This is a genomic window from Streptomyces agglomeratus (genome assembly GCF_001746415.1).
GTDB classification, from domain to species: domain Bacteria; phylum Actinomycetota; class Actinomycetes; order Streptomycetales; family Streptomycetaceae; genus Streptomyces; species Streptomyces agglomeratus.
Map to the genome: position 1 here is coordinate 4,262,677 of NZ_MEHJ01000001.1, position 24,824 is coordinate 4,287,500.

General features: G+C 72.7%; 15 protein-coding genes, 2 tRNA genes, 1 pseudogene and 1 riboswitch (1 of these 19 running past the window's edge). Of the genes and pseudogenes, 10 read left to right on the forward strand and 8 right to left on the reverse strand.

Translation table 11 applies throughout. The features are described 5' to 3' along the window. The first annotated feature begins 22 nt into the window (after window positions 1-22). The 7 genes and pseudogenes from AS594_RS18560 (at window position 23) to AS594_RS18590 (ending at window position 6,959) form a co-directional block, all read left to right on the forward strand. Window positions 23-598, forward strand: a complete 576-nt coding sequence (locus AS594_RS18560) for a hypothetical protein (protein WP_069932572.1) — start codon at window positions 23-25, stop codon at window positions 596-598. Window positions 599-825: 227 nt separating this feature from the next. Continuing rightward, window positions 826-3,111, forward strand: coding sequence for a DEAD/DEAH box helicase (locus tag AS594_RS18565; RefSeq protein ID WP_069932571.1), 2,286 nt, complete (start codon window positions 826-828; stop codon window positions 3,109-3,111). A 189-nt stretch (window positions 3,112-3,300) separates the two neighbouring features. Then, a tRNA-Lys gene (locus AS594_RS18570) sits at window positions 3,301-3,373 on the forward strand. A gap of 160 nt (window positions 3,374-3,533) precedes the next feature. Next, window positions 3,534-3,734, forward strand: coding sequence for a DUF5988 family protein (locus tag AS594_RS18575; protein ID WP_069932570.1), 201 nt, complete (start codon window positions 3,534-3,536; stop codon window positions 3,732-3,734). A 54-nt stretch (window positions 3,735-3,788) separates the two neighbouring features. Further along, window positions 3,789-3,862, forward strand: a tRNA-Met gene (locus AS594_RS18580). A 175-nt stretch (window positions 3,863-4,037) separates the two neighbouring features. Then, a pseudogene (locus AS594_RS18585) lies at window positions 4,038-5,329 on the forward strand (PP2C family protein-serine/threonine phosphatase). 375 nt (window positions 5,330-5,704) lie between these two features. After that, window positions 5,705-5,850, forward strand: a riboswitch (cyclic di-AMP (ydaO/yuaA leader). Window positions 5,851-5,861: 11 nt separating this feature from the next. Further along, window positions 5,862-6,959 (forward strand): M23 family metallopeptidase, encoded by a 1,098-nt coding sequence (locus AS594_RS18590; RefSeq protein ID WP_069928110.1) that lies wholly within the window; start codon window positions 5,862-5,864, stop codon window positions 6,957-6,959. Between the two features lie 121 nt (window positions 6,960-7,080). On the opposite strand, the gene AS594_RS18595 is transcribed toward AS594_RS18590, so the two are convergent. The 4 genes from AS594_RS18595 to AS594_RS18610 all read right to left on the reverse strand — a co-directional run bounded on the left by AS594_RS18595 (window position 7,081) and on the right by AS594_RS18610 (window position 12,613). Continuing rightward, window positions 7,081-8,529, reverse strand: coding sequence for a PrsW family intramembrane metalloprotease (locus tag AS594_RS18595; RefSeq protein WP_079148165.1), 1,449 nt, complete (start codon window positions 8,527-8,529; stop codon window positions 7,081-7,083). Window positions 8,530-8,716: 187 nt separating this feature from the next. Next, window positions 8,717-9,511, reverse strand: a complete 795-nt coding sequence (trmB, locus tag AS594_RS18600; RefSeq protein ID WP_069932569.1) for a tRNA (guanosine(46)-N7)-methyltransferase TrmB — start codon at window positions 9,509-9,511, stop codon at window positions 8,717-8,719. A gap of 222 nt (window positions 9,512-9,733) precedes the next feature. After that, window positions 9,734-10,942, reverse strand: a complete 1,209-nt coding sequence (gene lhgO / locus AS594_RS18605) for an L-2-hydroxyglutarate oxidase (RefSeq protein ID WP_069932568.1) — start codon at window positions 10,940-10,942, stop codon at window positions 9,734-9,736. A 237-nt stretch (window positions 10,943-11,179) separates the two neighbouring features. After that, window positions 11,180-12,613, reverse strand: coding sequence for an NsdA family TPR-like regulatory protein (locus AS594_RS18610; protein ID WP_069928112.1), 1,434 nt, complete (start codon window positions 12,611-12,613; stop codon window positions 11,180-11,182). A gap of 623 nt (window positions 12,614-13,236) precedes the next feature. Between AS594_RS18610 and AS594_RS18615 the strand changes: the two genes are divergently transcribed. Further along, window positions 13,237-15,435 (forward strand): asparagine synthase-related protein, encoded by a 2,199-nt coding sequence (locus AS594_RS18615; protein ID WP_069928113.1) that lies wholly within the window; start codon window positions 13,237-13,239, stop codon window positions 15,433-15,435. A gap of 32 nt (window positions 15,436-15,467) precedes the next feature. On the opposite strand, the gene AS594_RS18620 is transcribed toward AS594_RS18615, so the two are convergent. Together AS594_RS18620 and AS594_RS18625 are read right to left on the reverse strand one after the other, a co-directional pair. Next, window positions 15,468-17,417 (reverse strand): sigma-70 family RNA polymerase sigma factor, encoded by a 1,950-nt coding sequence (locus AS594_RS18620; protein WP_069932567.1) that lies wholly within the window; start codon window positions 17,415-17,417, stop codon window positions 15,468-15,470. A 319-nt stretch (window positions 17,418-17,736) separates the two neighbouring features. Continuing rightward, on the reverse strand, window positions 17,737-18,606 hold the full coding sequence (locus AS594_RS18625; RefSeq protein ID WP_069932566.1) for a TetR/AcrR family transcriptional regulator: 870 nt from the start codon (window positions 18,604-18,606) through the stop codon (window positions 17,737-17,739). Window positions 18,607-18,937: 331 nt separating this feature from the next. On the opposite strand from AS594_RS18625, the gene AS594_RS18630 reads away from it, so the two are divergent. Then, the gene (locus AS594_RS18630) at window positions 18,938-20,278 is read left to right on the forward strand and encodes an NAD(P)/FAD-dependent oxidoreductase (RefSeq protein WP_069932565.1); all 1,341 of its coding nucleotides are present in this window, start codon (window positions 18,938-18,940) and stop codon (window positions 20,276-20,278) included. A gap of 176 nt (window positions 20,279-20,454) precedes the next feature. Further along, entirely contained in the window at window positions 20,455-22,131 is a 1,677-nt protein-coding gene (locus AS594_RS18635; RefSeq protein WP_069928117.1) for an ATP-binding SpoIIE family protein phosphatase, read from the forward strand. A 154-nt stretch (window positions 22,132-22,285) separates the two neighbouring features. Here the strand turns inward: AS594_RS18635 and AS594_RS18640 are convergent, their stop codons facing one another. Beyond that, on the reverse strand, window positions 22,286-23,722 hold the full coding sequence (locus AS594_RS18640) for an IS1380 family transposase (RefSeq protein ID WP_079144626.1): 1,437 nt from the start codon (window positions 23,720-23,722) through the stop codon (window positions 22,286-22,288). A gap of 129 nt (window positions 23,723-23,851) precedes the next feature. Further along, window positions 23,852-24,824 carry the 3' portion of an MFS transporter gene (locus AS594_RS18645; protein ID WP_069928118.1) on the reverse strand. Its footprint extends 320 nt past the window's final position, so the window shows 973 of its 1,293 coding nt (coding positions 321-1,293); the start codon falls outside the window, past its right edge — the gene reads right to left on this strand; its stop codon occupies window positions 23,852-23,854.

Consider the following 24,824-nt stretch of genomic DNA (forward strand, 5'->3'; position numbering starts at 1 on the left):
CCAGTTGCCCCAGCCTGCCCGATTGGTCCCAGTCAGATTGGCCGCTGCCGTCCTCGCGGTCGCGGCGTCGGCGGGCTGCATGAGCGTGAGCGACGAGGGAGGCAGGCCGGAGCCGTCCCGTTCGGCGGGCAGGCAGGGCGCGGCGGCGGCGGAGCCCGACGGCGGGAAGGCGCACTCCGGCACGGGAATCGGGCGTACGGGCGGACGGGCGGCGGAAGGGCGAGAGGGCGGCCGGAAGGCGGCCGGCGACGACAAGGCCGAAAAGGCCGGACCGTCGAAGAGCCCGGGCGCGTCGCCGGGCGTCTCGGCCGCGCCCTCCAAGAGCGGCCAGGCCCCGCCCCGGGCCGGCGGCACCCCGCCCGAGCCGCGCCCCGGGGTGCCGACGCCGACGCAGGACACCCCGGCGCCGACGCATTCCCCGGAGCCGCCCGAGCCGCCGCCGGTCACGGAGCCGCCGCCCCCCGAGCCGTCCGAAACGGAGCCGACACCGCCGCCGCCCTCGGCGTCGCCGGCGGTGGACACGCAGACGGCGGCGATGGGTGAACGGCGGGAGATGGAACGTGAGCCGGCGGCATCACCGCAGGTGGGGCCGGTTTAGGGACCCCGGTTTGCCAGATGGGGGGGAGGGTGCGTATGGTTATAGATCGTTTGATCCCATTGCCCGGCGCCGTTGAGTTCTCGTAAAGAACGAGGACCTGGAGCGCCCCGTGGCGCGTACTCTCCCTTACCGTGACTGACCGCACTGAGGCGGTCGAATTTGCGATTGATTTGCGATTTCACGGAGTTTGGGCGCGTGCCGAGACTCCGAGAGGTTTCGCATTTCGTATGTCCATTTCCAGCACTGACCGCACCGCCATGCCCGAGAACACCGAGACGGTCGTCGAGGTCGTAGAGACCGCCGCCGTCGTCGAGGCCACCGAGGCGCCCGCCGACATCACCGCCGAGATCATCGAGATCGCCGAGCTCGACGACGAGATCGAGGCCGTCGAGGCAGAGGCGGACGAGGCCGCTGAGGCCGACGCCGACGCCGACGCCGAGCCGACTGTGACCTTCGCTTCCCTGGGCCTGCCGGACGGCATCGTCCGCAAGCTCGCGCAGAACGGCGTCACCGCCCCCTTCCCGATCCAGGCCGCGACCATCCCGGACGCCCTGGCCGGCAAGGACATCCTCGGCCGTGGCCGCACCGGCTCCGGCAAGACGCTCTCTTTCGGTCTGCCGACCCTGGCTTCGCTGGCCGGCGGTCACACCGAGAAGAAGAAGCCCCGCGCGATCATCCTGACGCCGACGCGTGAGCTCGCGATGCAGGTCGCGGACGCGCTTCAGCCGTACGGCGACGTACTCGGCCTGAAGATGAAGGTCGTCTGCGGCGGTACGTCCATGAGCAACCAGATCTACGCCCTGGAGCGCGGCGTCGACGTCCTCGTCGCCACCCCGGGCCGACTGCGCGACCTCCTCAACCGAGGCGCCGCGTCGCTCGCGAACGTCCAGGTCGCCGTCCTCGACGAGGCCGACCAGATGTCCGACCTGGGCTTCCTGCCCGAGGTCACCGAGCTGCTCGACCAGATTCCCGGCGGCGGCCAGCGGATGCTCTTCTCCGCCACCATGGAGAACGAGATCAGCACGCTGGTCAAGCGCTACCTGACCAACCCGGTCACGCACGAGGTCGACAGCGCCCAGGGCAACGTCTCGACCATGACCCACCACGTCCTCGTCGTGAAGCCGAAGGACAAGGCGCCGGTCACGGCCGCGATCGCCGCCCGCAAGGGCCGCACGATCATCTTCGTCCGTACGCAGCTGGGCGCCGACCGTATCGCCGAGCAGCTCCAGGACTCGGGCGTCAAGGCCGACGCACTGCACGGCGGCATGACGCAGGGCGCCCGTACCCGCGTCCTCGAGGACTTCAAGAAGGGCTACGTCAACGCCCTGGTCGCCACCGACGTCGCCGCTCGCGGTATCCACGTCGACGGCATCGACCTGGTGCTCAACGTGGACCCGGCCGGTGACCACAAGGACTACCTGCACCGCTCGGGCCGTACCGCCCGCGCCGGCAAGTCCGGTGTCGTCGTCTCCCTGTCGCTGCCGCACCAGCGCCGCCAGATCTTCCGCCTGATGGAGGACGCGGGCGTCGACGCCTCGCGTCACATCGTCGGCGGTGCGGGCGCGTTCGAGCCGGAGGTCGCCGAGATCACCGGCGCCCGTTCGCTCACCGAGGTCCAGGCCGACTCCGCGAACAACGCCGCCAAGCAGGCGGAGCGCGAGGCCAAGGAGCTCACCCGTGAGCTGGAGCGCGTCCAGCGCCGTGCGACCGAGCTGCGCGAGGAGGCCGACCGTCTGGTCGCCCGTGCGGCGCGTGAGCGCGGCGAGGACCCGGACGAGGCCGTGGCGGAGGCGGCGAAGGCCGCCGAGGCCGAGCTGGCCGCAGCCGAGGCCGCTGCCGCTGTAGTGGCCCAGGCGCCGGAGCGCCGCGACGACCGCGGCAACTTCCAGCGTCGTGACGACCGTGGCGGCGACCGCGGTGGTGACCGTGGCGGCTTCCGTGGCGGCGACCGTGGTGGCGAGCGCGGCGGCTTCCGTCGTGACGACCGTGGCGGCGAGCGCGGCGGTTTCCAGCGTCGTGACGACCGTCCGGCCGGTGGCGACCGTGGTGGCCGTCCGTTCGAGCGTCGTGACGACAACCGTGGTGGCGGCTTCCGCCGCGACGACAACCGTGGTGGCGGCGAGCGCGGCGGTTTCCAGCGTCGTGACGACCGTCCGGCCGGTGGCGACCGTGGTGGCCGTCCGTTCGAGCGTCGTGACGACAACCGTGGCGGTGGCTTCCGCCGCGACAACGACCGTCGTGACGACAACCGCGGTGGCGGCGACCGTGGCGGCTTCCAGCGCCGTGACGACCGTCCGGCCACCGGTGGCGGCTTCCGCTCCGGCGGCGCCGACCGTCCGTTCAACCGCGACCGTCGTGACGACCGTCCGGCCGGCGGCGGCTTCCGCACCGGTGGCCACGACCGCCCGCAGGGCCGTCGCGACGACCACCGCGGCGGCGGCAGCACCGGCACCGGCACCGCGACCGGCTCGTTCGGCCGCCGTGACGACAAGCCGCGCTGGAAGCGCAGCTGACAACTGATCAGCTCGGCGGCCTGATCCGCTGACCTGAGAAGCGGGCCCGTTCTCCACGAACGGGCCCGCTTTCATTTCAGGACTGCACGGGGCCTGTTCCGGGCTCCCGGCCGGTTCCGACGAGCCCGGCTACCGATACCCGATCGGATGCCGGGCTCGCTGCGGCTATGCTCGGGGGTGATCCGTTGAGGGCCGTTAGCTCAATTGGCAGAGCAGCGGACTTTTAATCCGTTGGTTGTGGGTTCGAGTCCCACACGGCCTACCGACGCGGGGCGTCCGGGACATCCCGGCCGAACCGCACGTCAACGCCCCGTCCGGGCTTCTCCGGTCGGGGCGTTTTCGTGTTCGCGGGCGGCGGTGCCGAAGTGCGCGGGCCGCGGTGCCGACGTGCGCGGGCGGCGGTGTGTGGCAAGACTGGGGCCATGACTGAAAAGGCGCTTCTTGAGGGCGGTCCGGACGATCTGCCCGAGCGGATCGTTCGGATCACGCCGCCCGGGCAGGAACTGAAGATCCCGCACCGCGGCGGTTACGAACACTTCAAGGTCACGACGAAGCATCAGGACACCGACCAGGGCCGTGTGACGGTGTACGAGTGGTGGGAACGGACCGAGATCGCCGAGTGACCACGACAAGTGGTCGAGGGCCCCTCCCCAATGGCGTACAGTTGGGTTCAACGACGCGGGGTGGAGCAGCTCGGTAGCTCGCTGGGCTCATAACCCAGAGGTCGCAGGTTCAAATCCTGTCCCCGCTACTGAAGAAGAAAACGAAGGCCCGGATCTCGGAAGAGATCCGGGCCTTCGTCGTGTGCGGGGCCGGGGAAGCGCCGCCCTCCGCCCGCCCCCCGCGCGGACCGCCCGTCGTCCGTGCGGTCCGTCCACCCCGTTCCGCCCGTCCCCCGCCCCCGTCCCCCATTCGGCCGGTCTCCGATGGCCGTGCGGCACGGCTGCGGCCAGCCTGGGCTGGGCGCGGTACCGTCCGCGGCCGGGTGCGTGGCGGCGGGCAGGAGACCACTGGTGGGGAAGCGATGCGGAGCGGACGGCGGGCGCGGCGCGGGCACGGCCTCGCGGTTCGTCCGGGCGCTGCCCGCCCTGCTGATCTTCGGCGGGTGCGTCTTCGACGTCACCACGCCGCCGAACTTCACCGCCTCGCCGCTCTTCGCCGCCGCACCGCTGATCGCCGCGCCGCTCTTCTCGCCCCTGAACACGCTGGTGACCGGTGGTGTCGCAACCGCCGCCGTCGTGGGGCTGCATCTCTACAACGGCACCTCGACGCACGTGGAGTCCGTGACCGAGCTGATCACGATGGTCACGGTGGCGCTCCTCGCGCTCGTCATCAACCGCGTCGTACGCCGCAGCGGCCGTCGGCTCGCCTCCGCCCGCACCATCGCCGAGGCGGCCCAGCGCGCCGTTCTCCCCGTACCCGCCGACCGGATCGCCAGACTGCACGTCGCCGCGCGGTACGAGGCCGCTCAGGCGGACGCCTTCATCGGCGGCGACCTCTTCGCCGTACAGGACACGCCGTCCGGGGTGCGGCTGGTGGTCGGCGACGTACGGGGGAAGGGGCTCGGCGCGGTGGAGGCGGTGGCCGTCGTCGTCGGGGCGTTCCGGGAGGCGGCCGAGCAGGAGCGCACGCTGGAAGCGGTCGCGCAGCGGCTGGAGCGGGCACTCACGCGGGAGGGCGCGCGGCGGGACGGCCTGGACGCCTTCGAGGGCTTCACGACGGCCGTACTGGCCGAGATCCCGCGCGGCGAGGGCGTCGTGCGGCTGGTCAACCGGGGCCATCCGGAACCGCTGCTGCTGTACGTCGACGGCGACCTGGCCCGGATCGTGCCGGCCGACGCCGCGCTGCCGCTGGGGATGGGCGAGCTGGGCGCCTGGCCGGACCGGGCGCAGGAGTACGCGTTCCCGCCGGGCGCCACGCTACGCTGCTGCTCTACACGGACGGCCTGTCCGAGGCCAGGAACGCCTCCGGTGTCTTCTACGATCCGGCCGTGCGGCTGCGCGGCCGGATCTTCCCCTGCCCGGACGAGCTGCTGGAGGCGCTGGTGGCCGACGTACGGCTGCACACGTCGGGGGCCGCCACGGACGACATGGCCCTGCTGGCGGTCGGGCGGCCCGCACACGGGCAGCAGGACCGCCGCAGGACCGTAAGCCTGGTCAGGCGGGCAGGTCTTGTGGCCGGCCGGACCAGTGCGGGCTCCGGCCGTGCGGAGCCGTGAAGGCGACCGCGCGCTCGTCGAGGGCGAGGGTGAGGGCGAGCAGGTGTTGGCCGTCGGGGACGGAAGCGTCGAGTCAGGTCAGTACGGCGGTGAGTTCGGCGCAGGCGGGGCTCCATGGGGCCGAAGTCAGCCGTCCGACCTGCCTCATGACCGTGGGTGATCGCGAGATGCCCCTGCGCATAACAATTGACGAACCGTCATGAGACGGATGTTTCCTGAGGGGCGGTCAACTCGTACGGCTGTGCCCGTTTGTGTCCTGATTGGTTCAGGCCAAGGCCCTTAACGATCAGTTGGAACAGCTTGGAAACCGGAGCCGGTGTCTATTAACGTTCGATAACGCAGCGCGGTCATCCCAGTCGTCGCAAGAGACGGCACCGTGCGCACGCGCCGAATTCCGCAAGGGAACCGGGGAACCACGTTCCTTGGGGTGAATCGGGCCGCTTCGTCCGCGAAGAGGCCCGTAGGAGACCTTCCTGCTCCGAACCCGTCAGCTAACCCGGTAGGCGAGAAGGAAGGAAAGGAGCACGCCTCCGTGGCGTCAAACAGGACCGCGCCCCATGCCACCCTGCCCCCTCAAGGGGTGCCCCACGACAGCGAGACGTACGTCGGCGGGGAAGGTGCCTGGGAAGAATGGAATCCGACTGAGGAATCCGTCCGGCCCGTACGCGGTCGTCACCGAGTCGCCAAGCAGCGCGGCGGTCTCGGTCGCAGCTCCACCGTTCTCGGCGTCGGCGTCATCGCCGCGGTCGGCGCGGGAGGCATAGCCACCGCCCAGGACAAGCCGGCCATCTCGATCTCCCTTCCGGACGCGATAGCGGACTCGCTTCCCGACGCCAAGTCACTACCCGGTGTCGGCACTTTGATGTCCGACGACGCCGAATCCGCCTCGGATTCGGGCTCCGGTACGGGTGAGGCGGTCGTCGCCGCCGCCCCGCTCACCACCGCCGGCGTCACCACCGCCGACGCGCGGCAGGGCACCACCGACGCGGGCGAGGCCCTGCGCGCCCGCATCCTCCAGCAGGCCGAGCAGCAGCAGGCCGCCGCCGACGCCGAGGTGCAGCTGGCCGCCGAGAAGGAGGCCGCCGAGAAGGCCGCCGCCGAGGCGAAGCAGCAGCAGACCGCGGCGGAGGCCAAGGCGGCCGAGGAGAAGCGCGAGGCCGAGGAGAAGAAGCGCCAGGCGGAGGAAGAGGCCGAGCGCAAGGCGGAGGAGGAGCGCCTCGCCAAGCTGGCCGCCAGCTACTCGATGCCCCTCTCGTCGTACACGCTCACCTCCACGTACGGGCAGGCCGGCGCCATGTGGTCCTCCGGCCAGCACACCGGCCTCGACTTCGCCGCTCCGACGGGCACGCCGCTCAAGGCCGTGCACGGCGGCACGATCAAGTCCGCGGGCTGGTCGGGTTCGTACGGCTACCGCATCGTCCTGGAGCTCTCGGACGGTACGGAGATCTGGTACTGCCACCTCTCCTCGATGACCGTCACGTCCGGCGAGGTCGGTACGGGCGACGTCATCGGCCGCGTGGGCGCCACCGGCAACGTCACCGGGGCGCACCTGCACATGGAAGTGCACACGCCGGACGGCGCGGGCGTCGACCCGGCCGCGTGGCTGCGCGGCAAGGGCCTCTCGGTCTGAGGGCAGTCCGGTCCGGTCCCCGGTCCAGGTCTCCGCGCTCCGACATCTGATTCACGACACGGCAGTCCCGGCCACGGTGCCGGGGCTGCCGTTTCGCGTGCCACCGCTCATGGCTCTCCTGCTACTGCTGCCGGTACGGGTTGTACGCGGCGTACTCCTGGTGAGGGGGCGGGCCGTACCCGTATCCGTACCCGTACGGCTGCCAGGAGGGCTGCGGAGGCGGGTGGTGCCACTGTGGCGGCCATGGCGGTGGAGTGCGCACCCGGCCCGCCGCCCGCGCCGCGTACTCCAGCGCCGGACCGGCCACCTCCCTGCGCTGCCACAGGTGGTGCAGGAGCTCCTGCTCGCGGGCCGGGAAGTCAGGGCCGAGTGCGCCGCGACCGGCGCGGTGGCGCAGGAAGGCCAGGGACGTGGCGAAGGTCTCGTACTCGGCGACGGCCCGGGCGGCGGCCCGGCCCGCGGCCCTGCTGCCGGGGCGGCCTCCGGCGGCTCCTCCGTACGTACGGGCCGCCGCGCCGCGCGCCAGCGCACGGGCCCGCATCGAGGAGAGGGCGAGCGGCTCCGTGGCCAGCAGCCAGCCGGCGGCGGCGTAGGCGGGCAGCTCGGTGGCTATCGTGCGCAGCTCACGCTGGCGCGTCCAGACCGCCAGCCAGGTCACCAGCGCGAAGGCCGGGACCATGAAGACCGCGTATACCAGGTAGAAGCCGTACCCCCCGAAAACCGCCGAGCCGTTCCACAGGGCGTGCATGGCCATCGCGAGCGCCAGGCCGAGCAGCGGCAGCGCGATGCGCCGCCACCGCCTCCGGCGGGGCGGCGCGACCGCGGCGAGGCCGAAGCCCATGCCCGTCAGCACGGTGAACAGGGGGTGCGCGAACGGGGACATCACGATGCGTACGAAGAAGGTCGCCGCGGTCACCGAGGCGAGGCCGGAGGCGCCCGCGTCCTGGTCCTCGCCGAAGGCGTTGCCGAGGTAGAGGATGTTCTCGGTGAAGGCGAAGCCGGTCGCGGTGAACCCGGCGACCACCACCCCGTCGACGAGTCCGGTGAAGTCCCGTCTCCGGAAGAGGAAGATCAGCAGTATCGCCGCCGCCTTCGCGCTCTCCTCGACGACCGGGGCTATCACCGTCGCGCCGAGGGATTCGGCCGCCGCCGGATCGGCGGTGGCCGTGGCTATCCAGCGGGTGGCGAAACTGTTCGCGATGATCGCGACGAGGGCGGCGGCGAACGCGCCCCAGGCGAAGGCGAAGACGAGGTTCCGCCAGGGTTCGGGCTCCACCCGGTCCAGCCAGCGGAACGCGGCGACGAGGAGCGGCACCGGAAGCACGGCGAGCCCCAGCCCGACCAGGAAGCCGTGCGTGCCGGTCTGGTCGCGGACGATCGCCAGGATCACCAGGGCGCAGAGCGCCAGCACGGTGACCACCGCGCCCGCGCGCGCCGCCCTAGTGCGCCACCAGGTCCGGCGCGGCTTGTAGCGCCAGCGCGCAGGCGGCGGTACGGCGGTGAACTGCGGCTGGTGCTCACAGTCCGGGACCGCCGGGTGCTGCCGGGTGTGCGGAGGCGTCTGGTACACCCGTCGACCCTAACGAGGGCCACTGACACTGGCGATGGGGCCTGTGCGCGCGGCCGGCGGCGGACAGACCCGCGCGGCTCCGGCGAACAGGCCGTCGAGCTGCTTACGGGCCTGACCGCCCACCGGGGCCGGTGACCGCCTACCGGCTTACGGACCCGACCGCCTACCGGCTCGTGGGCCTGACCGCCTACCGGCGGCGGAAGAGCAGGTCCTGCACGACGTGCCCCTTGTCCAGGCCCTGACCCTCGAATCGCGTGAGCGGCCGGAAGGCGGGCCGGGACACGTAGCCACCGTCCGGGACGGTGTTCTCGAAGTCGGGGTGCGCGGTGAGCACTTCCAGCATCTGCTCGGCGTACGGCTCCCAGTCGGTCGCGCAGTGCACGATCGCCCCGGGGGCGAGGCGGGGCGCGACGAGGTCGAGGAACTCGGGCTGGATCAGCCGCCGCTTGTGGTGGCGCTTCTTCGGCCACGGGTCGGGGAAGTAGACGCGCAGGCCGGCGAGCGAGGCGGGCGGCAGCATCTCGCGGAGCAGGATGATCGCGTCGCCGTTCGCGACGCGGACGTTCGTGAGGCCGGCGCGCTCGGCGAGACCGAGCAGGTTGCCCTGACCGGGGGTGTGGACGTCGACCGCGAGGATGCCGGTGCCGGGGTCCTCGGCGGCCATCCGGGCGGTGGCCTCGCCCATCCCGAAGCCGATCTCCAGTACGACGGGAAGGCCACGGCCACCGAAGAGTTCGTCGAGGTCGAGGACGCGGCGGCCGTCGATGTCCAGACCCCACTGCGGCCACAGCCGCTCCAGCGCCTCGGCCTGCCCGGTGGTCACCCGGCTGCGACGAGGCTGGAAGCTGCGGATCCGCCGCTCGTGGTGCGACCCGGCGGGGTCGGGCGCGGGGCCGCCGGGGAAGCGGGGCTCGCCCTTGGCTCGGTGGAACGGGGAGACGTGGGGGGCGGCGTCGGGGCGGACGCTGGAGGACTCAGACACAATGCCCCGATTCTACGGCGCGCCGGGACGCGGTGGCCGGGCCGCGGCCTCGGGGAGCGTGATCGGCCGGAAGCGGCCGGCCCCGGGCTCTGGTGACCGGGCCCGCGGGTGCCCGACTGTGTTCCGAGTCACCCGCTGCTTCCATCCACCCACCACGCACGCGCTCGGGCTCGCGGGCCCGTAGGGCACCGCACCTCCGCAGGGCCCCCTCTCCCGGACGCTCTAAGCCGCCGACCCCAGAACCCCCAGCGCCCGCCGCGCCACTTCTCTCCCGATCGGGAGCGATGCCGTGGCCGCCGGGGACGGGGCGTTCAGCACGTGGATCGTGCGGGGGGTCTCCTGGATCAGGAAGTCGTCCACCAGCGTCCCGTCCCGCAGCACCGCCTGCGCCCGCACTCCCGCCGGCGCCGGCCGCAGGTCCGCTTCCGTGACCTCCGGCAGCAGCCGCCGCACGGCATCGGTGAACGCGCGCTTCGACAGTGAGCGGTGCAGCTCTCCCGCCCCGTACCGCCAGTGGCGCCGGGCTATCCGCCAGGACCCCGGCCAGCCGAGCGTCCCGGCCAGCTCGCGCGGCCGGATCGCGGACCAGGCGTACCCCTCCCGCGCGAGCGCCGGCACCGCGTTCGGCCCGACGTGTACGCCGCCGTCGATGCCCCGCGTGAGGTGCACCCCGAGGAAGGGGAACGCCGGGTCGGGCACCGGATAGACCAGACCGCGCACCAGCTCCGGGCGCGCGAGCTCGAAGAACTCACCACGGAACGGAACGATCCGCACACCGGGGTCGTCGCCCGCCAGCCGCGCCACCCGGTCGCAGTGCAGCCCCGCGCAGTTCACCAGGACCCGCGCCCGCACCACCGTCCCGTCCTCCGTACGCACCGCCACACCCCACGGCCGCCGGTCGACGGCGGTCACCTCCGCGCCGTACCGGATCTCCGCGCCCGACGCGACCAGGCTCTCGGCGAGCTGCCCCGCGACCGCGCCAAAGTCGCACACGCCGGTGGTGGCGACCTGGATCGCGGCCTGCCCGCGCACGTGCGGTTCGTATTCCTCGATCTGGGCCGGCCCGAGCTCCCGCACCGGAATGCCGTTCTCCCGCCCGCGCTGCACCAGCGCGTGCAGCCGCGGCAGCTCCTCGCGACCGGTCGCGACGATCAGCTTGCCCGTGACCTCGTGCGCGATGTCGTGCTCCGCACAGAACTTGATCATCTCCGCCGCGCCGCGCACCGCGTACCGCGCCTTGAGCGAGCCCGGCCGGTAGTAGACGCCGCTGTGGATCACGCCGCTGTTGCGCCCGGTCTGGTGCAGGGCGGGGCCCCGCTCCTTCTCCAGCACCGTCACGCGCGTGCCGGGCGCGGAGCGCGTGACGGCGTACGCCGCCGAGAGGCCGACGATCCCCGCCCCGATGACGAGTACGTCGCAGTCGTACGGCATCGCTTCACCTCCCACCGCGGCCGAGTCCGAGTCGCTGTCCGAGCCGGTGTCCCTGTTCGTGTCCTCCGGGGAAGCGCCCCCGGACTCCCGATGATGCACTGACCCACTGACAGCGCCTTCAAACCAGCGGCGGAACGATCCCCACGAGGCCCTACGCCCACGCTGACGCGGATGCCGTACGCCGACGCCCCCACGCCGTACGCCGAAGCCCCACGCCCTACGCCGAAGCCCCACGCCCTACGCCGGCGCCACCAGCAGCGGCCGCGCCCGCTCGCGCAGCTCCGCGACCCGCGGCTCGTCGCCGTACGGCTCCAGCCGGTGCAGCAGGTCCCGTACGTACTCCGTCGTCCGCGCCGACGAGATCCGCCCCGCGACCTCCACCGCCCGCGTCCCCGCCGCGCACGCCGCGTCGAGGTTCCCCGACTCCAGCTCGGCGACCGCGGAGACCACCAGCCGCAGCCCGTGCGAGCGTACGAACTCCTCCGTCGGCCGCGACAGCGCCTGCTCGGTGAAGCGCCGCACCTGCCGGGGCGCCTTCAGGTCGCGGTAGCACTCCGCCGCGTCGGCAGCGAACCTGTCGTACGAGTAGAAGCCCAGCCACGTCGGGTCCGGGTCGCCCTCCCGCGCCCGCTCCAGCCACCCCTCCGCCGCCTTCAGCGCGCCCCCGGCCGCCTGCGCGTCGCCCGCCTTCGCGTGCGCCCGCGCCTCCACCAGCCGGAAGAAGCTCATGGTGCGGGCGGTGGCCAGCCCCCTGTTCCGCTCCAGCGCCGCCTGCGCCAGGTCCACACCCTCGTCGGCGAAGCCGCGGTAGGTCGCCTGGAGCGACATCGACGCCAGGATGTAGCCGCCCAGCGGCACGTCGGCCGCCGCCCGGGCCAGCCGCAACGCCTGGATGTAGTACCGCTGGGCGGCCTCCTGCTGCCCGGTGTCGAAGGCCATCCAGCCGGCCAGCCGGGTCAGTTCGGAGGTCGCGCCGAAGAGCGAGCGGCCGACGTCGTCGCTGTACGAGCCGAGGAGTAGCGGCGCCGCGTCAACCCGTAAGCACTCCGGCACCATCGACGAACGCCAGTCCCCACCGCCGTACTTGGAGTCCCAGCGCCGCGCGTCCTCCGCCGCCTCCCGCAGCTTGGCCACATCCGCGTGGCCCACCCGCAGCGGTGTCGCGTCCGCCGCCGACTCGCCCGACGCCGTGGAGTCCCGGGCGACCGACGAGTCGGCGGGTGTTATCAGCCAACGGGACGCGGGCGTGGCGTACGCGCTGACCGCGAACGAACCCGCCAGCGACTGCCAGATGCCGCCGCTGCCCGCCCGACGGCCGGCCAGATCCAGCCGGTACAGCTCGGTCGCCGAGCGCACCGCCGCCGATACGTCGCGCGGGAAGGCCAGGCCGACCTCCGGCGCGGGGTCGGCGTCCGCCAGGCCGATCTCGTGCAGCGGCACGGGGCGGCCGAGCTTGGCGCCGATGGCGGCGGCGATCAGATGGGGCGCGGCGCCCTGGGGCACCATGCCCTTCGACACCCACCTGGCCACCGACGTCTTGTCGTAGCGAAGTGTCAGGCCGCGCTGCGACCCCAGATCATTGACCCGCCTCGCCAGGCCGGCATTGCTGATTCCCGCGAGGGCGAGAACCGTGCCGAGCTTTTCGTTCGGCCCGCGTTGCTCCCTGGACATGCGCCACCCCTCGACACAGACGGCCGTCCGGCGGGGACATTTCCAGCCGTACCGCCCGCACAACCACGCGGCCAGCCCAGCCGGAATATGCGGCCCGCTCAGAACATCAGTAAACCCAGCGTAGTTCGCCGCCTCCCGACCGTTAAGGGGCGGTGGTCCGTATGGCGAGATTCGTGTAGTTACACGAACGGCCGCCCTCCACCCGTGCTCCGTGTGTGTGGCCGTGCGCCCGCCCTGCGCTCTCGTCGGGCCGGCGGCCGCGGCCGTTCCATGGGAGTCGCGTGGGTCGGCCCGCTGCACTGGATCCAGCGGGCTGGGGGACACCGCCGTCTTCATCCCCGCGGGCGGCGGACCGGTCCGGGAGGCGAACAGCGCCTCCCGGACTGTGCGTTCCCCCTCGACCGCTCGTGGTACCGCCGTGCTCGCAGAATGGCTGAATGGCGCCTGTCGCCCAAACCGGCCGAAGTCCTGCGCACGGCGGGCGCATTGACTTGCCCGTACGCCTTCCTCAGCCCCTCCTGCGTGCCGTTGTCGTGGCAGCATGGTCCCGAAGCCGCTTCTCGGACTTTCCCGATGCCGCTTCGGTACGTGCGTTTGGTTGCCCACAGGCTGTGGAGGCGGCGATGCGGTGGTTGGTGGGGTGGAGCAGTGTCGCCGCGAGCTTCGGGACAGTGGGAGCGGTCGGCGCGCCGCGCGCGGCCGGCGCGACTCCTTCTTCCGCCCATTCCTCCGCTCGTTCCTCTGCCCCCTCCGCCGCTTCACCCGGCCATTCGTCCGACCACGAGTCCCTCACCGTGCACCCCGTCGGCTCGCAGCTCCTGTGGGGCGACCCCGACCCCCTGTGGGCCGTCGGCGACTGGCGCCCCGACGAGGTCCGCACCCTCAGCGTCGACCCCTTCACCCGCATCGCCGTCCTCGGCTGCTGCGGCGCGTCCGACGAAGAACTGCGCGTCGGCCTCTTCGCGGCGCGCGGCGGCGCACTGCGGCACCTGACCGCGTGGTCCGGCAGCTACACCGCCGTCGTCCAGGTCGGCCGCCGGGTCACCGTGGTCGGTGACCTGGCAGGCGCCCGCCCGGTTTTCTATACGCCCTGGGCCAATGGCACCGCGTACGCCACCGCCGCGCTCCCGCTCGCCGACCTCATCGAGGCACAGCTCGACATCGGCCACCTCGCGGCGCTCCTCGCCTGTCCGGACGTACCGGAGGCGTTGCGCGACGGCACCCCGTACGCGGGCGTGCGGCGCATTCCGCCGGGGCACGCGCTGGTCCTGCGCGAGGGCTCGCGCGAGATCACGGGGTACGAGCCGGTGGCCTCCCTCGCCGTGGCCGCGCCCCAACTCGACCCGGAGCGGGCCGTCGACGGTGTCCGCGAGGCCCTCGTCGAGGCGGTACGGGCCAGACTCACCGCACCGCGCCACGCCCCCGAGACGGCTCCGCCCGACCCGGGGCCCGTCCCAGGCATGGGGCCCGCCGACCGCCGGGCGGCGCGTGGCGCGCCCGTCCCCGGCATCGGCGCCGACCTCTCGGGCGGCAGCGCGTCGGCGACGCTCGCCCTGCTCGCGGCGGGCCTGCCGGGGCTTCCCGGCACGGTCCTTGGCCACGGCACGGGCGCGGGGGAGCGGCTGCTCGCCGTCACCTTCAACGACCTCACCGCCGAAGGCCCCGGCGGTGAGGCGGAGTTGCAGCGGGCCGGGGCGATCGCCGCCAATCCCCGTCTGCACCACGTCGTCGTCGCCGCCGGAGCGGAAGCCCTGCCGTACGCGGACCTCGGCAGCGGACCGCTCACCGACGAGCCGGGCCCGTCCCTGGTCACGGCCGAGCGCCACCGCCGGCGCCTCGCGGCGGGCAGCGCCGACCACTTCACGGGGCACGGAGCCCGCCAGGTCCTGGACGCCCACCCGGCGCGCCTCGCCGACCTCCTGATGGACCGCAGACGGCGCGACCTGCTGCGCCCGGTCGCCGCCCTCGCCAAGGTCGAGGGCTCGGCCCACTCGCTCCTCGTCCCGCTCACCGTCTACCGCGCCGCACGGCGTCTCGCCCGTACGCCGTACCGCGCGGGCATCGAGGAGGCGGCGGCCCGCCTCATGGACGGCCGCTTCGACGAGCCGGGCTCCTGGGGTACGGGCAGCGGAACGGCCGGCGCCCTCGACGCCTCGCTCGCCGCCCTCGCTTGGACGAGACCGGGGCCCGCGGCGCGCTGGCTGACCGGGGAGGCTCTGGCTGAAGTATCGGTTCGCCTCCAGGCGTCGGCCACCAGGCCGTCGTCGGTGCTGAGGCCGGGCGAAGCACGCGCACGGGCCGCCCTGGCGCGAGCGGCGGCCGACCACCGGGTCTTCGAACAGGCGGCGGAGGTACGCAGTCAGCGCCTGCACGCCCCGTTCCTCGACAACCAGGTCGTACGGGCCTCCCGCGCGCTCCCCGAAGCCCTGCGGGTGCAGCCGGGCGCCCGCGCGGCAATCCTGCGCGCGGTCCTGTCCGGGGCGGGCATCAAGGACCTGCCGCCGGGCTGGGGCGCCACGTCCCACGCTTCGTCGGCGGCGGCAGCCCGGGCCGGCCTGCGTGCCGCGGTCGGCGACCTGATCGCCCTGTTCGACGCACCGCTGCTGGCCGACGCGGGCCTGATCGAGGCCCGCGTCGTACGCAAGGCCCTGCGCGCGGCGGCAGAGGGCGAGCCGGTGCCGCTGGACGGCCTGGCCGACCTGGTCTCCACGGAACTGTGGCTGCGCCGCCTCGTCTCCCGCCGCGGGACATGCTGGACGGGCACGGCGGCGCCCCGTCAACGCGCGGTCGCGGGCGGAGTCCCCCAGCGCCGGGCCCTTTGAGAGAAGTACGCTCCGGCGCCTGGGGAGCGGTGTCACCCCCCGCAGCTGATCCGCGACCGGGCCCAGTCCGCCAGCGCCACCGACTCGTGCGGATGCTCCGGTTCCACCACGAGCCGGATTGACTCACGCCCCGCGATGCCCGCCCGCACCGGTACGGCGGAGTCGTTGCCCCGCACCAGCCCCGACCGCCACAGCAGCGCCCCGTCCCAGTACAGCGAGAACCGTGCCGCTCCCAGCCCCATCGTCATGTCGTCGATGCCGACCAGCGCGTCATAGGTGGTGCACGCTCGGTTGAGGTCGATGGTGACGGACGACCTCGCGTGCATCGTCACACCGTTCCCGTACCGTTCACCGCCGATCGACATGCCGTAGCGCTGCCACAGCCAACTGCTCTCGGCGAGCCGCACTTCGGGCTCGGTGTGGTCGCCGAACGTCCCGTACTCCAGCGTGTTGACCTGATAGACGACCGGAGCGGGCGGCGGTGCGGGAGGAGGAGTCGGCTTCGGGGACGGCGTGGACTCCGGTGGCGGGGGCTCGGGAGCGGGCGGCTTCGGCACGGGCGAAGGCTCCGCCTTCGTGGGCGTCGGCGTGGGCGTCGGCGTGGGAGTCGGCTTCGGGGCGGGCGGAGGCGTGGGGGACGGCTCCGGCGGCGCGGGCGCGGGCGGCTTCGCGGCCGGCGGCGCGGACGGCTGCGGGCTCGGCGGCTGCGGCAGGACGGGCCGTGACACCGGCGGCTTGGCCACCGGCACCGGCTCCGGACGGGGTTTCGCCTCCTCACCGGCGAGCGCGAACACCACCCCCGCCGCCACCGCCGCGGTCACCGCCGCACCGATCGCGATCTTGGCCGGGGCGCCGATCGCCTCGCCCCCGGCCGCTCCCGCCGCGCCCCCGGCCGCACTCGAACCCCCGCCGGCCGCCGCGGCGGCCCCCGCGCCGGCCGCACCGGCCGCGCCCGCGACACCGCCCGCCACCAGGCCGGCGCCCTTGACCGCGTACCCGGCGGCGAACCAGCCGATGACCGCGACCGGAAGCAGCGCCGGAATCCCGGCGTTGACATCGCTCAGCTCACCGGCCGCCACCCGGCACTTCGCGCACTCCTCCAGATGCTTGCGCAGCCCGCGCTCGGCCCGCATCCGCAGCCCGCCCCTGGCATACGCGCCGAGCCGGTCGGCGTACCGGGCGCAGTCGCCGCCCGCCGTCAGCGCCGTACTCACGTGCGCCTGGAGGTAAGCCTGCTTGAGGCCCTCCCGTGCCCGGCTCGCCAGCACCGCCGTGGCGTTGGCGGTGAGCCCGAACAGCGGCGCCACCTCGCTCGGCGACTCCTCCTCGACCGCGGTGTGCCACAGCACGGCCTGCCAGCGTTCGGGCAGGCTGCGAAACGCCTGCATGGCGAGCGTCTGCTCGGCCTCGTGCATGGCCCGTACGTCGGCACCCAGTTCCAGCGTGTCGTCGTCCGACGCGTCCGCCGAACGGGCGGACTGCGCCGCGAAGAGGGCGAAGTCCTCGACGAGGTGTTCGCGCCTGGCGGTCTTCGTCCAGGTCGCGGCCACCCGCCGTACCGTGGTCAGCAGATACGCCCGTACGGCGTACTCGGGTCCAGAGCCTCCGCGCACGGCCTGGAGCGTGCGGGCGAAGACCTCGGCCGTCAGGTCGTCGGCGGTGTGCGCGTCGCGGCAACAGGTACGGGCGTACCGGCGGACTGCGTCGGAGTGACGCCGGAACAGCTCCTCGTACGCACTGTCGTCGCCACCGCGCATCCGCTGGACCAGCGCGACGTCGGACGTCGGCGTCTGCGACGGGAGGCCGCCGCTCCGGCTCCTGCCGCCGCCCCTGCCCTCGCGCTGCGAAGGGACGCTCCAGTCGTCGCGCTCCACGGCCGGCCACGGCCCGGGGAGCACGGTGCCGCCCAGGTCTTCGTCCGTGGAGCCGTTGGGCTCCGTACCGACACGGTCGAGCGGCTCGTCGCGCCCCTCAACACCCATAGCGGAAGCCCCCCGTAAGCATCCTCGGACCGGAAATACCGGCCAAGAATCCCACAGCGCGAAGCACGGCCCATGGCTCCGAACGGGCAACCACTCATCCGGGGAGTTTTTCCGTATAGGAGCACTATTGTTCACCCGAACGGGGAAGATTCCAGGGCTTCACCGGGCCGGCCGGCTCAGCCCCGCGCCCCGGGAAACCGGCAGACCCGCCCGTCCGCCACACGGCGGACAAGCGGGCCGACGGACACGGCCGCACGACACACAACGCCGCACGACACAGAGCCGTACGCGACGATGCCGCGTACAGCGCCCCACGGACCTACGCGGGCCTGGAGCGCAGCCCCTCCAGCAGGATGTCCAGCAGCCGGGCCGAAGCCGCCGCCTGCTGGGCCGCGTCCGGCAGCGAGGGCGCCGCCGTGGCGATCACCAGCAGTACGTCGGCCACCGTCACGTCGCCGCGCAGCTCACCGGACGCTCGCGCCCGGTCCACCAGCCGCCCCACGACCTCCAGCAGCTCCGACGCACCCGCGTCGTCGCTCTCCAGGACGTCGGAGCCGGCGCCCCCGGGCCGCTGCCCGACCAGCCGCAGCTCCCGTCCCGCAGAACCCGCGACCGCACCCGACCCGACCGAACCGGACCCGACCGGACCAGACCCAACCGGACCGGACGCACCCGGAGCCGCCCCCGCCGGACCCACGGCCTGCCGCTGCTGCGGCACCCGTACCTCGCCCTGCCCCTGGGGATCTCCGCCGCCGTCACGGTCGGCCTCGCCGGCGTCCACGCCCACCCGCAGCACCTGCGGCGGCAGCAGCCGGCCCGCGCCGGACGCCACCGACGTACGCAGGAAACGGGACAGAGCGGACCACGGCTCGTCCTCCTGCCCGAGGGCCGCGCGCGCCTGATCCGTCAGCCGGGAGGTCTCCTCCTCGGCTATTCGGCGGACCAGTACGTCCTTGCTCGGGAAGCGGCGGTACACCGTCCCGACCCCGACCCTGGCCCGTCGCGCCACGTCCTCCATCGGCGCCCCGTAGCCCAGCTCGCCGAACACCTCGCGAGCGGCCCGCAGTACATGCTCAAGATTGCGCTGTGCGTCCACACGCAGCGGCGCGGAGCGAGAGCCTCCCGCACCCGCGCGCCCGTGGCCGTCGGATGCGACGGCTGTCTGCCAATGAGAGTCCTGAATGTGCATCAGCGTTCCCCCGGTAATGATGTCTCCCCCCGGAGACTCCCCGCCCTGATAGTCGGCCGGGACCGCAGACCCGGCCGCCCCGACGAGATACGAACATAGTTGAGCGCGCGTAGATTCAGAAGGGGGTAGTTCCGCACGGAGCGCCCGCCCGATCGGAGTATCGACCAAAACCTTCCTGATTCGGCCACTGTTCCCACCCCCTCCCCGCGCCCTGACCTGCGAACCTTCCGAGCCGGGCAGGGATTGCCGCACCCCACGCCACGTATGACCTCCGGTCACACAATCTGCCGGGCCTGTGGACAAACTCCTGCGGCCGTTGCGTCATGGGACAGTGACAGAACCTGCGCGCATTCTCGTTGTCGGCGGCGGCTACGTCGGGATGTACACCGCGCTGCACCTCCAGCGGAAGCTGAGAAGCGGCGAGGCCGAGGTCATTGTGGTGACTCCTGATCCCTATATGACTTATCAGCCGTTCCTGCCCGAAGCGGCGGCCGGCTCCATCTCCCCGCGTCACGTCGTGGTCCCGCTCCGCCGGGTCCTGGACAAGTGCAAGATCGTCATCGGCGAGGCCGAGTCCATCGACCACGCCAAGCGCACCGCGACCGTCACGACCCTCGCCACCGAGGAGGAGGGCACCGGCGGCATCGAGATCACGTACGACGAACTCGTCCTCGCGCCCGGCTCCGTCTCGCGCACCCTGCCCATCCCCGGTCTCGCCGACTACGCCATCGGCTTCAAGACCGTCGAAGAGGCCATCGGCCTGCGCAACCACGTCATCGAGCAGATGGACATCGCGTCCGCCACCCGCGACCCGGCCGTCCGTGACGCCGCCCTGACCTTCGTCTTCGTCGGCGGCGGATACGCGGGCGTGGAGGCGCTCGGCGAGCTGGAGGACATGGCCCGCTACGCCGCCCGCTACTACCACAACGTCAAGCCCGAGGACATGAAGTGGATCCTCGTCGAAGCGACGGGACGTATCCTCCCCGAGGTCGGCGAGGAAATGGGCAAGTACGCGATCCGTGAACTGCGCAGCCGCAATATCGACGTACGCCTGGAGACCCGTCTCGACTCCTGCGCGGACCGCGTGGCCGTCCTCAGCGACGGCTCGCGCTTCCCCACCCGCACCGTCGTGTGGACCGCGGGCGTCAAACCGCACCCCGTTCTCGCCGCGAGCGACCTGCCGCTGAACGAACGCGGCCGCCTCACCGCCACCGCCCGGCTCACGATCGAAGGAACGGACCACGCCTGGGCCGCCGGGGACGCGGCGGCCGTGCCCGACCTCACCGCGGACGAGAAGGGCCGGGAGTGCGCGCCCAACGCCCAGCACGCCGTACGCCAGGCCAAGGTCCTCGCCGAGAACGTCCTCGCCTCCCTGCGCGGCGAACCGCTCAAGAACTACGAGCACAAGTACGCCGGTTCGGTCGCCTCGCTCGGCCTCCACAAGGGCGTCGCACACGTCTACGGCCGCAAGCTCAAGGGCTACCCCGCCTGGCTGATGCACCGCACGTACCACCTCAGCCGGGTGCCGACCTTCAACCGCAAGGCCCGTGTCCTCGCCGAATGGACGCTCGCCGGACTCTTCAAACGCGAGATCGTTTCACTCGGCTCCCTGGAGCACCCCCGGGCCGAGTTCGAACTGGCCGCGGGCGGCGAGCCGCCCAAGAACAAGTGACGACTGTCAGTGCGGTCGGTCACACTGGGCGTGTGACCATAGGCTGGCCCACACCTGCGCGGAGTGACCCTCTGTAACGGTGACGGCAGCTTCTCCCCGCAGGACCCAGCTCCCACAAGACAACAGCGGCAGCGACGCCACACAACGCAACGCGACACCATGAGGCTTGAAAGTCAGTGAACTTCACGCGCTGGAGCGCCCGTCTCCCCGGAACGCAGCGCCGCGCCGCAGCGCGGACCGACCGCGGTTCCGTCCCGGCGGCCCGCGTTGAGTACGGCCGGCCGTCCGAGCACGGGTCGGACGACCCGGACGCGCCGGGCGACGCACCCCTGCACACCCCGGGCTCCCCGCAGGCCCTGACCGACCACCTCTCCGTCCGCGAGATCCTCGGCCGGCTGCCCGCCCTCGTAGCCCTGGTGTACGGCCCCGAGCACCGCGTCGCGTACGTCAACGACGCCTATGCCGCCGCCTTCGGCCCCCGCGAGACCGGTGAACCCGCCGCCGTCGCCCTCCCCGAGCTGGACGAGCTCGGCCTGCTCCCGCTCATGGACCAGGTCCTGCGCAGCGGCACACCCCGCACGGTCAAGTCCCGCAAGGTCCCCAAGGGCGGCTCGTACACCATCACCTGCACGCCGATCGACCTCGCGGCCGGCGGTGGTGAGGGCGGCGTCCTCGTCTTCGCCGCGGACGTCACCGACCACGCGGAAGCCGCCGAGCGCCTGCGCGCCAGCGAGCGCCGCCTGCGCGAGACGGCCGTGACCCTCCAGCGGTCGCTGCTCCCGCAGGAGCTGGAGCAGCCCGACGACCTGCGCATCGCCGCCACCTACCAGCCGGGCGGCACGGACGCGGCGGTCGGCGGCGACTGGTACGACGTCATCACCCTCGGCGCGGGGCGCACGGCCCTGGTCATCGGTGACGTCATGGGCCGCGGTGTCCGCGCCGCCGCCGTCATGGGCCAGCTCCGCACGGCGGTCCGCGCGTACGCCCGCCTCGACCTCCCGCCCCACGAGGTCCTCCAGCTGCTCGACGGCCTCGCCGCCGAGATCGACGCCAGCCAGATCGCCACCTGCGCGTACGCAGTCCACGACCCCAACGAGGGCCGGCTCGTCTACGCCTCCGCCGGTCACCTCCCGATCCTCGTCCGCGACCAGGACGGCACGGTCCGCCGCGCCGAGGACCACACGGGCCCTCCGCTCGGCACCGGTGGCTGGATGCACACCTCGGGCACGATCGCCCTCCCGCCGGGCTCGACGGCTGTCCTCTATACGGACGGTCTCGTCGAACGGCGCCGCGAGGACATCGACGAGGGCGTGGCAGCCCTGGAGCGCGCCCTGTCCGGCGCCACCGGAACCCCGCAGATCGTCTGCGACCGCTTGATCCGCGCGCTGGGCGTCACCGCCGACCACGACGACGACGTGGCGGTACTGGTCCTCCAGCACCCCACGCGCACCGGACCGGACGCGGAGCTGTTCCACAACGCGGCGCTGGAGCTGCTCGGCGGCATCGAGGCGGCCCCCCGCGCACGCGCCTTCGCCACCGGAGTCCTCGCCTCGTGGCGCTTCCCGGTGGAGCTGTGCGACCTGGGCGTACTGGCGGCGAGCGAGCTGGTGGCCAACTCCCTCCAGCACGGCACCCCGCCCATGCGCCTGCGTCTTCGCCGCACCGACCGCCGCCTGATCATCGAGGTGACGGACGGCGACGACCACCTGCCGCGCCGCCGCCGCGCCGAGCCGGTGGACGAGGCGGGCCGCGGTATCTCGATCGTCGCGACGATCGCCTCGTCCTGGGGCAGCCGCCGCACGCCGGGCGGCGGCAAGGCCGTCTGGTGCGAATTCGCCCTGCCGACGCCCTGACGGCGCCCTGCCTAACCTCGCTGTTTCGCTTGGGGTGACGAGGTGGCGCTGTGGGGTCGATCGAGGTGGTATCGGGCGGTGGGCATGGTGGGGACCCGGCGCGTTGGTCGGGTTCTCCAAGGTCTTTCGTGTCGTAGGTGGCCGGGGCGGCTGGTCAGTTGGCGGGGCGGGGTAGGGCGGCCAGACGGTGGAAGGCGGCGGCGAGTTGGTGTCGCCAGGGCCAGGTTGCTGCGATCCGCAGGTGGAGGCGACGGCCGCCGCGGGTGAGACGGGCAGCGACGTGCAGGATCCGGTAGCGGAGTTTCTTGGGTTCGGCGATAGCCAGCTCGCCATCCAGCAGCAGGACGCGGGTCCAGGCCAGAAGGTCGATGGCCGCGAGGCTGAGCTCGAGCCAGGCGGCGTTGACGGAGAACAGGCGGGATGGGAAGCGTCCGAAGCCGGTGGTCTTGCCGCACCGGATGTGGTCCTCGACGGTGGCGTGTCCGCGGTGGCGGATCTCCAGGAACTGGGCCGAGCCGCCGCCGGAGTACGGGGTGTCGGTGAGGAAGACCTGGTGCCGCAGGCCCTCGTCACTGTCGAACAGGGACAGCTGGGCGCCGGGGTGCGGGCGTTCGCGGCGCACGATGATGCGGGTGCCGGCCGGGTAGCCGTTCAGGTCGACCATGCCGGTCAGCTCTGCGACCTCGGCGGACTCACGCAGGGTCCCGTCGGCGTCCAGGGCGGGGTGCCAGACCTGTTCGGGCAGGGCGCGGATCGCGCGGCGGACCGGTGCGGTGACGGCGTATCCGACCGAGAAACGCAGGTGAAGGCCGTTGTCACGCAAGGCGCGTAGATGCGTGAGGAACGCCTTTGCGCTGCCCGCGCTGTCGGTGCGGACCAGGATGTCGGTGCCGTGCCGGTGGGCGTCGGGGATCTGCGCGAGGGCCTGGTCGAGCACGGTGATGTGATCGGCGGCGGTGTTGGCTCCGGCGTTGCCAGGCCGGAGCAGCCCGGACATCGCCTCGCCGGTGTTGGCCAGGAAACACAGCAACGGGTGGAACCCGAAGCCGCCTTTGTAGGTGGGTGCGGCCTGGTCTTTCTCGGAGTGGCAGGTGACCAGCGTGGCGTCGAGGTCCAGGACCAGGCCGGGCAGTTCGCGTCCGCCGGCCTTCACTGCGGGTATCGCGGTGCGGGTCTCGGCGGCCTGTAGCCAGGCCACCTCCCGGGCTGCGGCGCGGGCCGACCGCAGGCGGTCCAGTATGCGTTCGTCGACGGCGGCCAGCAGCCGCCAAGCCGTCGGGGTGGAGGCTACCGGTCCGAACACCTCGCGCTGGTCCCGCAGAACGGCCAGATCCGCGATCGCCTCGCCGCCGTCGGCGAGCATCACTGCGAGATCGGTGGCGATCCGGCCTGGGTCATGGCCGGTGCCGCGCGGCCGAAGCGGCCGGAGCACGGTGGAATAGGCCGCCGTCAGCCTGGTCGCTTCGGCGAGGTCCGCCAGCAAACGTGCTCCGGCGTGCCCGACCACCCCCGACCCGTCGGTGGACACCACAAGCCGGGGCCGTGAACCGATATCCTTCACGCAGAAAGTGCCTTCCTCTGGCGACGACAGAACCCCTAGACAAGGTCCATCGTCCCAGCTCAGGAAGGCACTTTTGCGCTTCTACCCAACCCCTCAGCCGCACCCCAACCGAAACGGCGAGGCTAAGCCCTGCCGCCGCGCTGCCGACGCTCTGACGGCTCAGCCGGCCGGAGCGAGATCCTTCTGGGGCGCCCCGGAGGCGACGACCCGCGACCTGGCCGGAAGCGGCTTGTCCTGCGCCGGGGTCAGCTGCTTGCCGAGCCGCAGCGCCAGCACGCTGATGCCCAGCGAGAAGAGGACGAAGGTGAGGATGTACGGCGCGTGCAGCGACGCGCCCATCGGCCCGCCCACCGCCGGCCCGACGGCCAGGGCGAGCTGCTTCACCAGCGCGAAGGCCGAGTTGTACTGCCCGATCATCGACTCCGGCGCCAGGTCGGCCACCAGCGGCGCGACGGTCGGCGACAGCATCGCCTCGCCGAGCCCGAACAGCGCGTACGTCGACACGAACGCGGCCGTGGCCATCGTCTGGCTGCCGTGCCCGAGCCCGGCGTAACCCGCCACGATCCACGCGACGGTCCAGATCAGCCCGACGAGCGCGATGACGCGTGAACGCCGGTGGCGCTCGACCAGCCGCAGCACCACGAACTGTGCGAGCACGATGACGGCGGTGTTCGCCGCGAGCGCAATGCCGAGCGTGGACGGCTGGATCCCGGCCGCCTCGGTGCCGTACGCGGCGAGCCCCGACTCGAACTGCCCGTAGCAGGCGAAGAAGAGTACGAACCCGAGCCCGCACAGCTGCACCATCGCCCGGTGCCTGAGCAGCGCCCGCAGTCCGCCCTTGGGAGCGGCGTCGTCCTGCGGCATGGCGCCGGGGATGACAGGGGCGCGCGGCAGCCGGACACTCGCGCCGATTCCGGCGAGCACCAGGAACATCACGGCCTCGATGGCGAAGAGGAGCAGGAAGCTGCCGGGCCGGCTCTCGTCGACGAGTTGACCGCCGATGAGCCCGCCGATGCCGAGGCCGAGGTTGGCGAGGAAGAACTGCATAGCGAAGGCCCGCGTACGGGTGGCGGGCGTCGAGCACCACACGATCATCGTGGCGAGTGCCGGCTGGACGACCGCTGTACCGGCG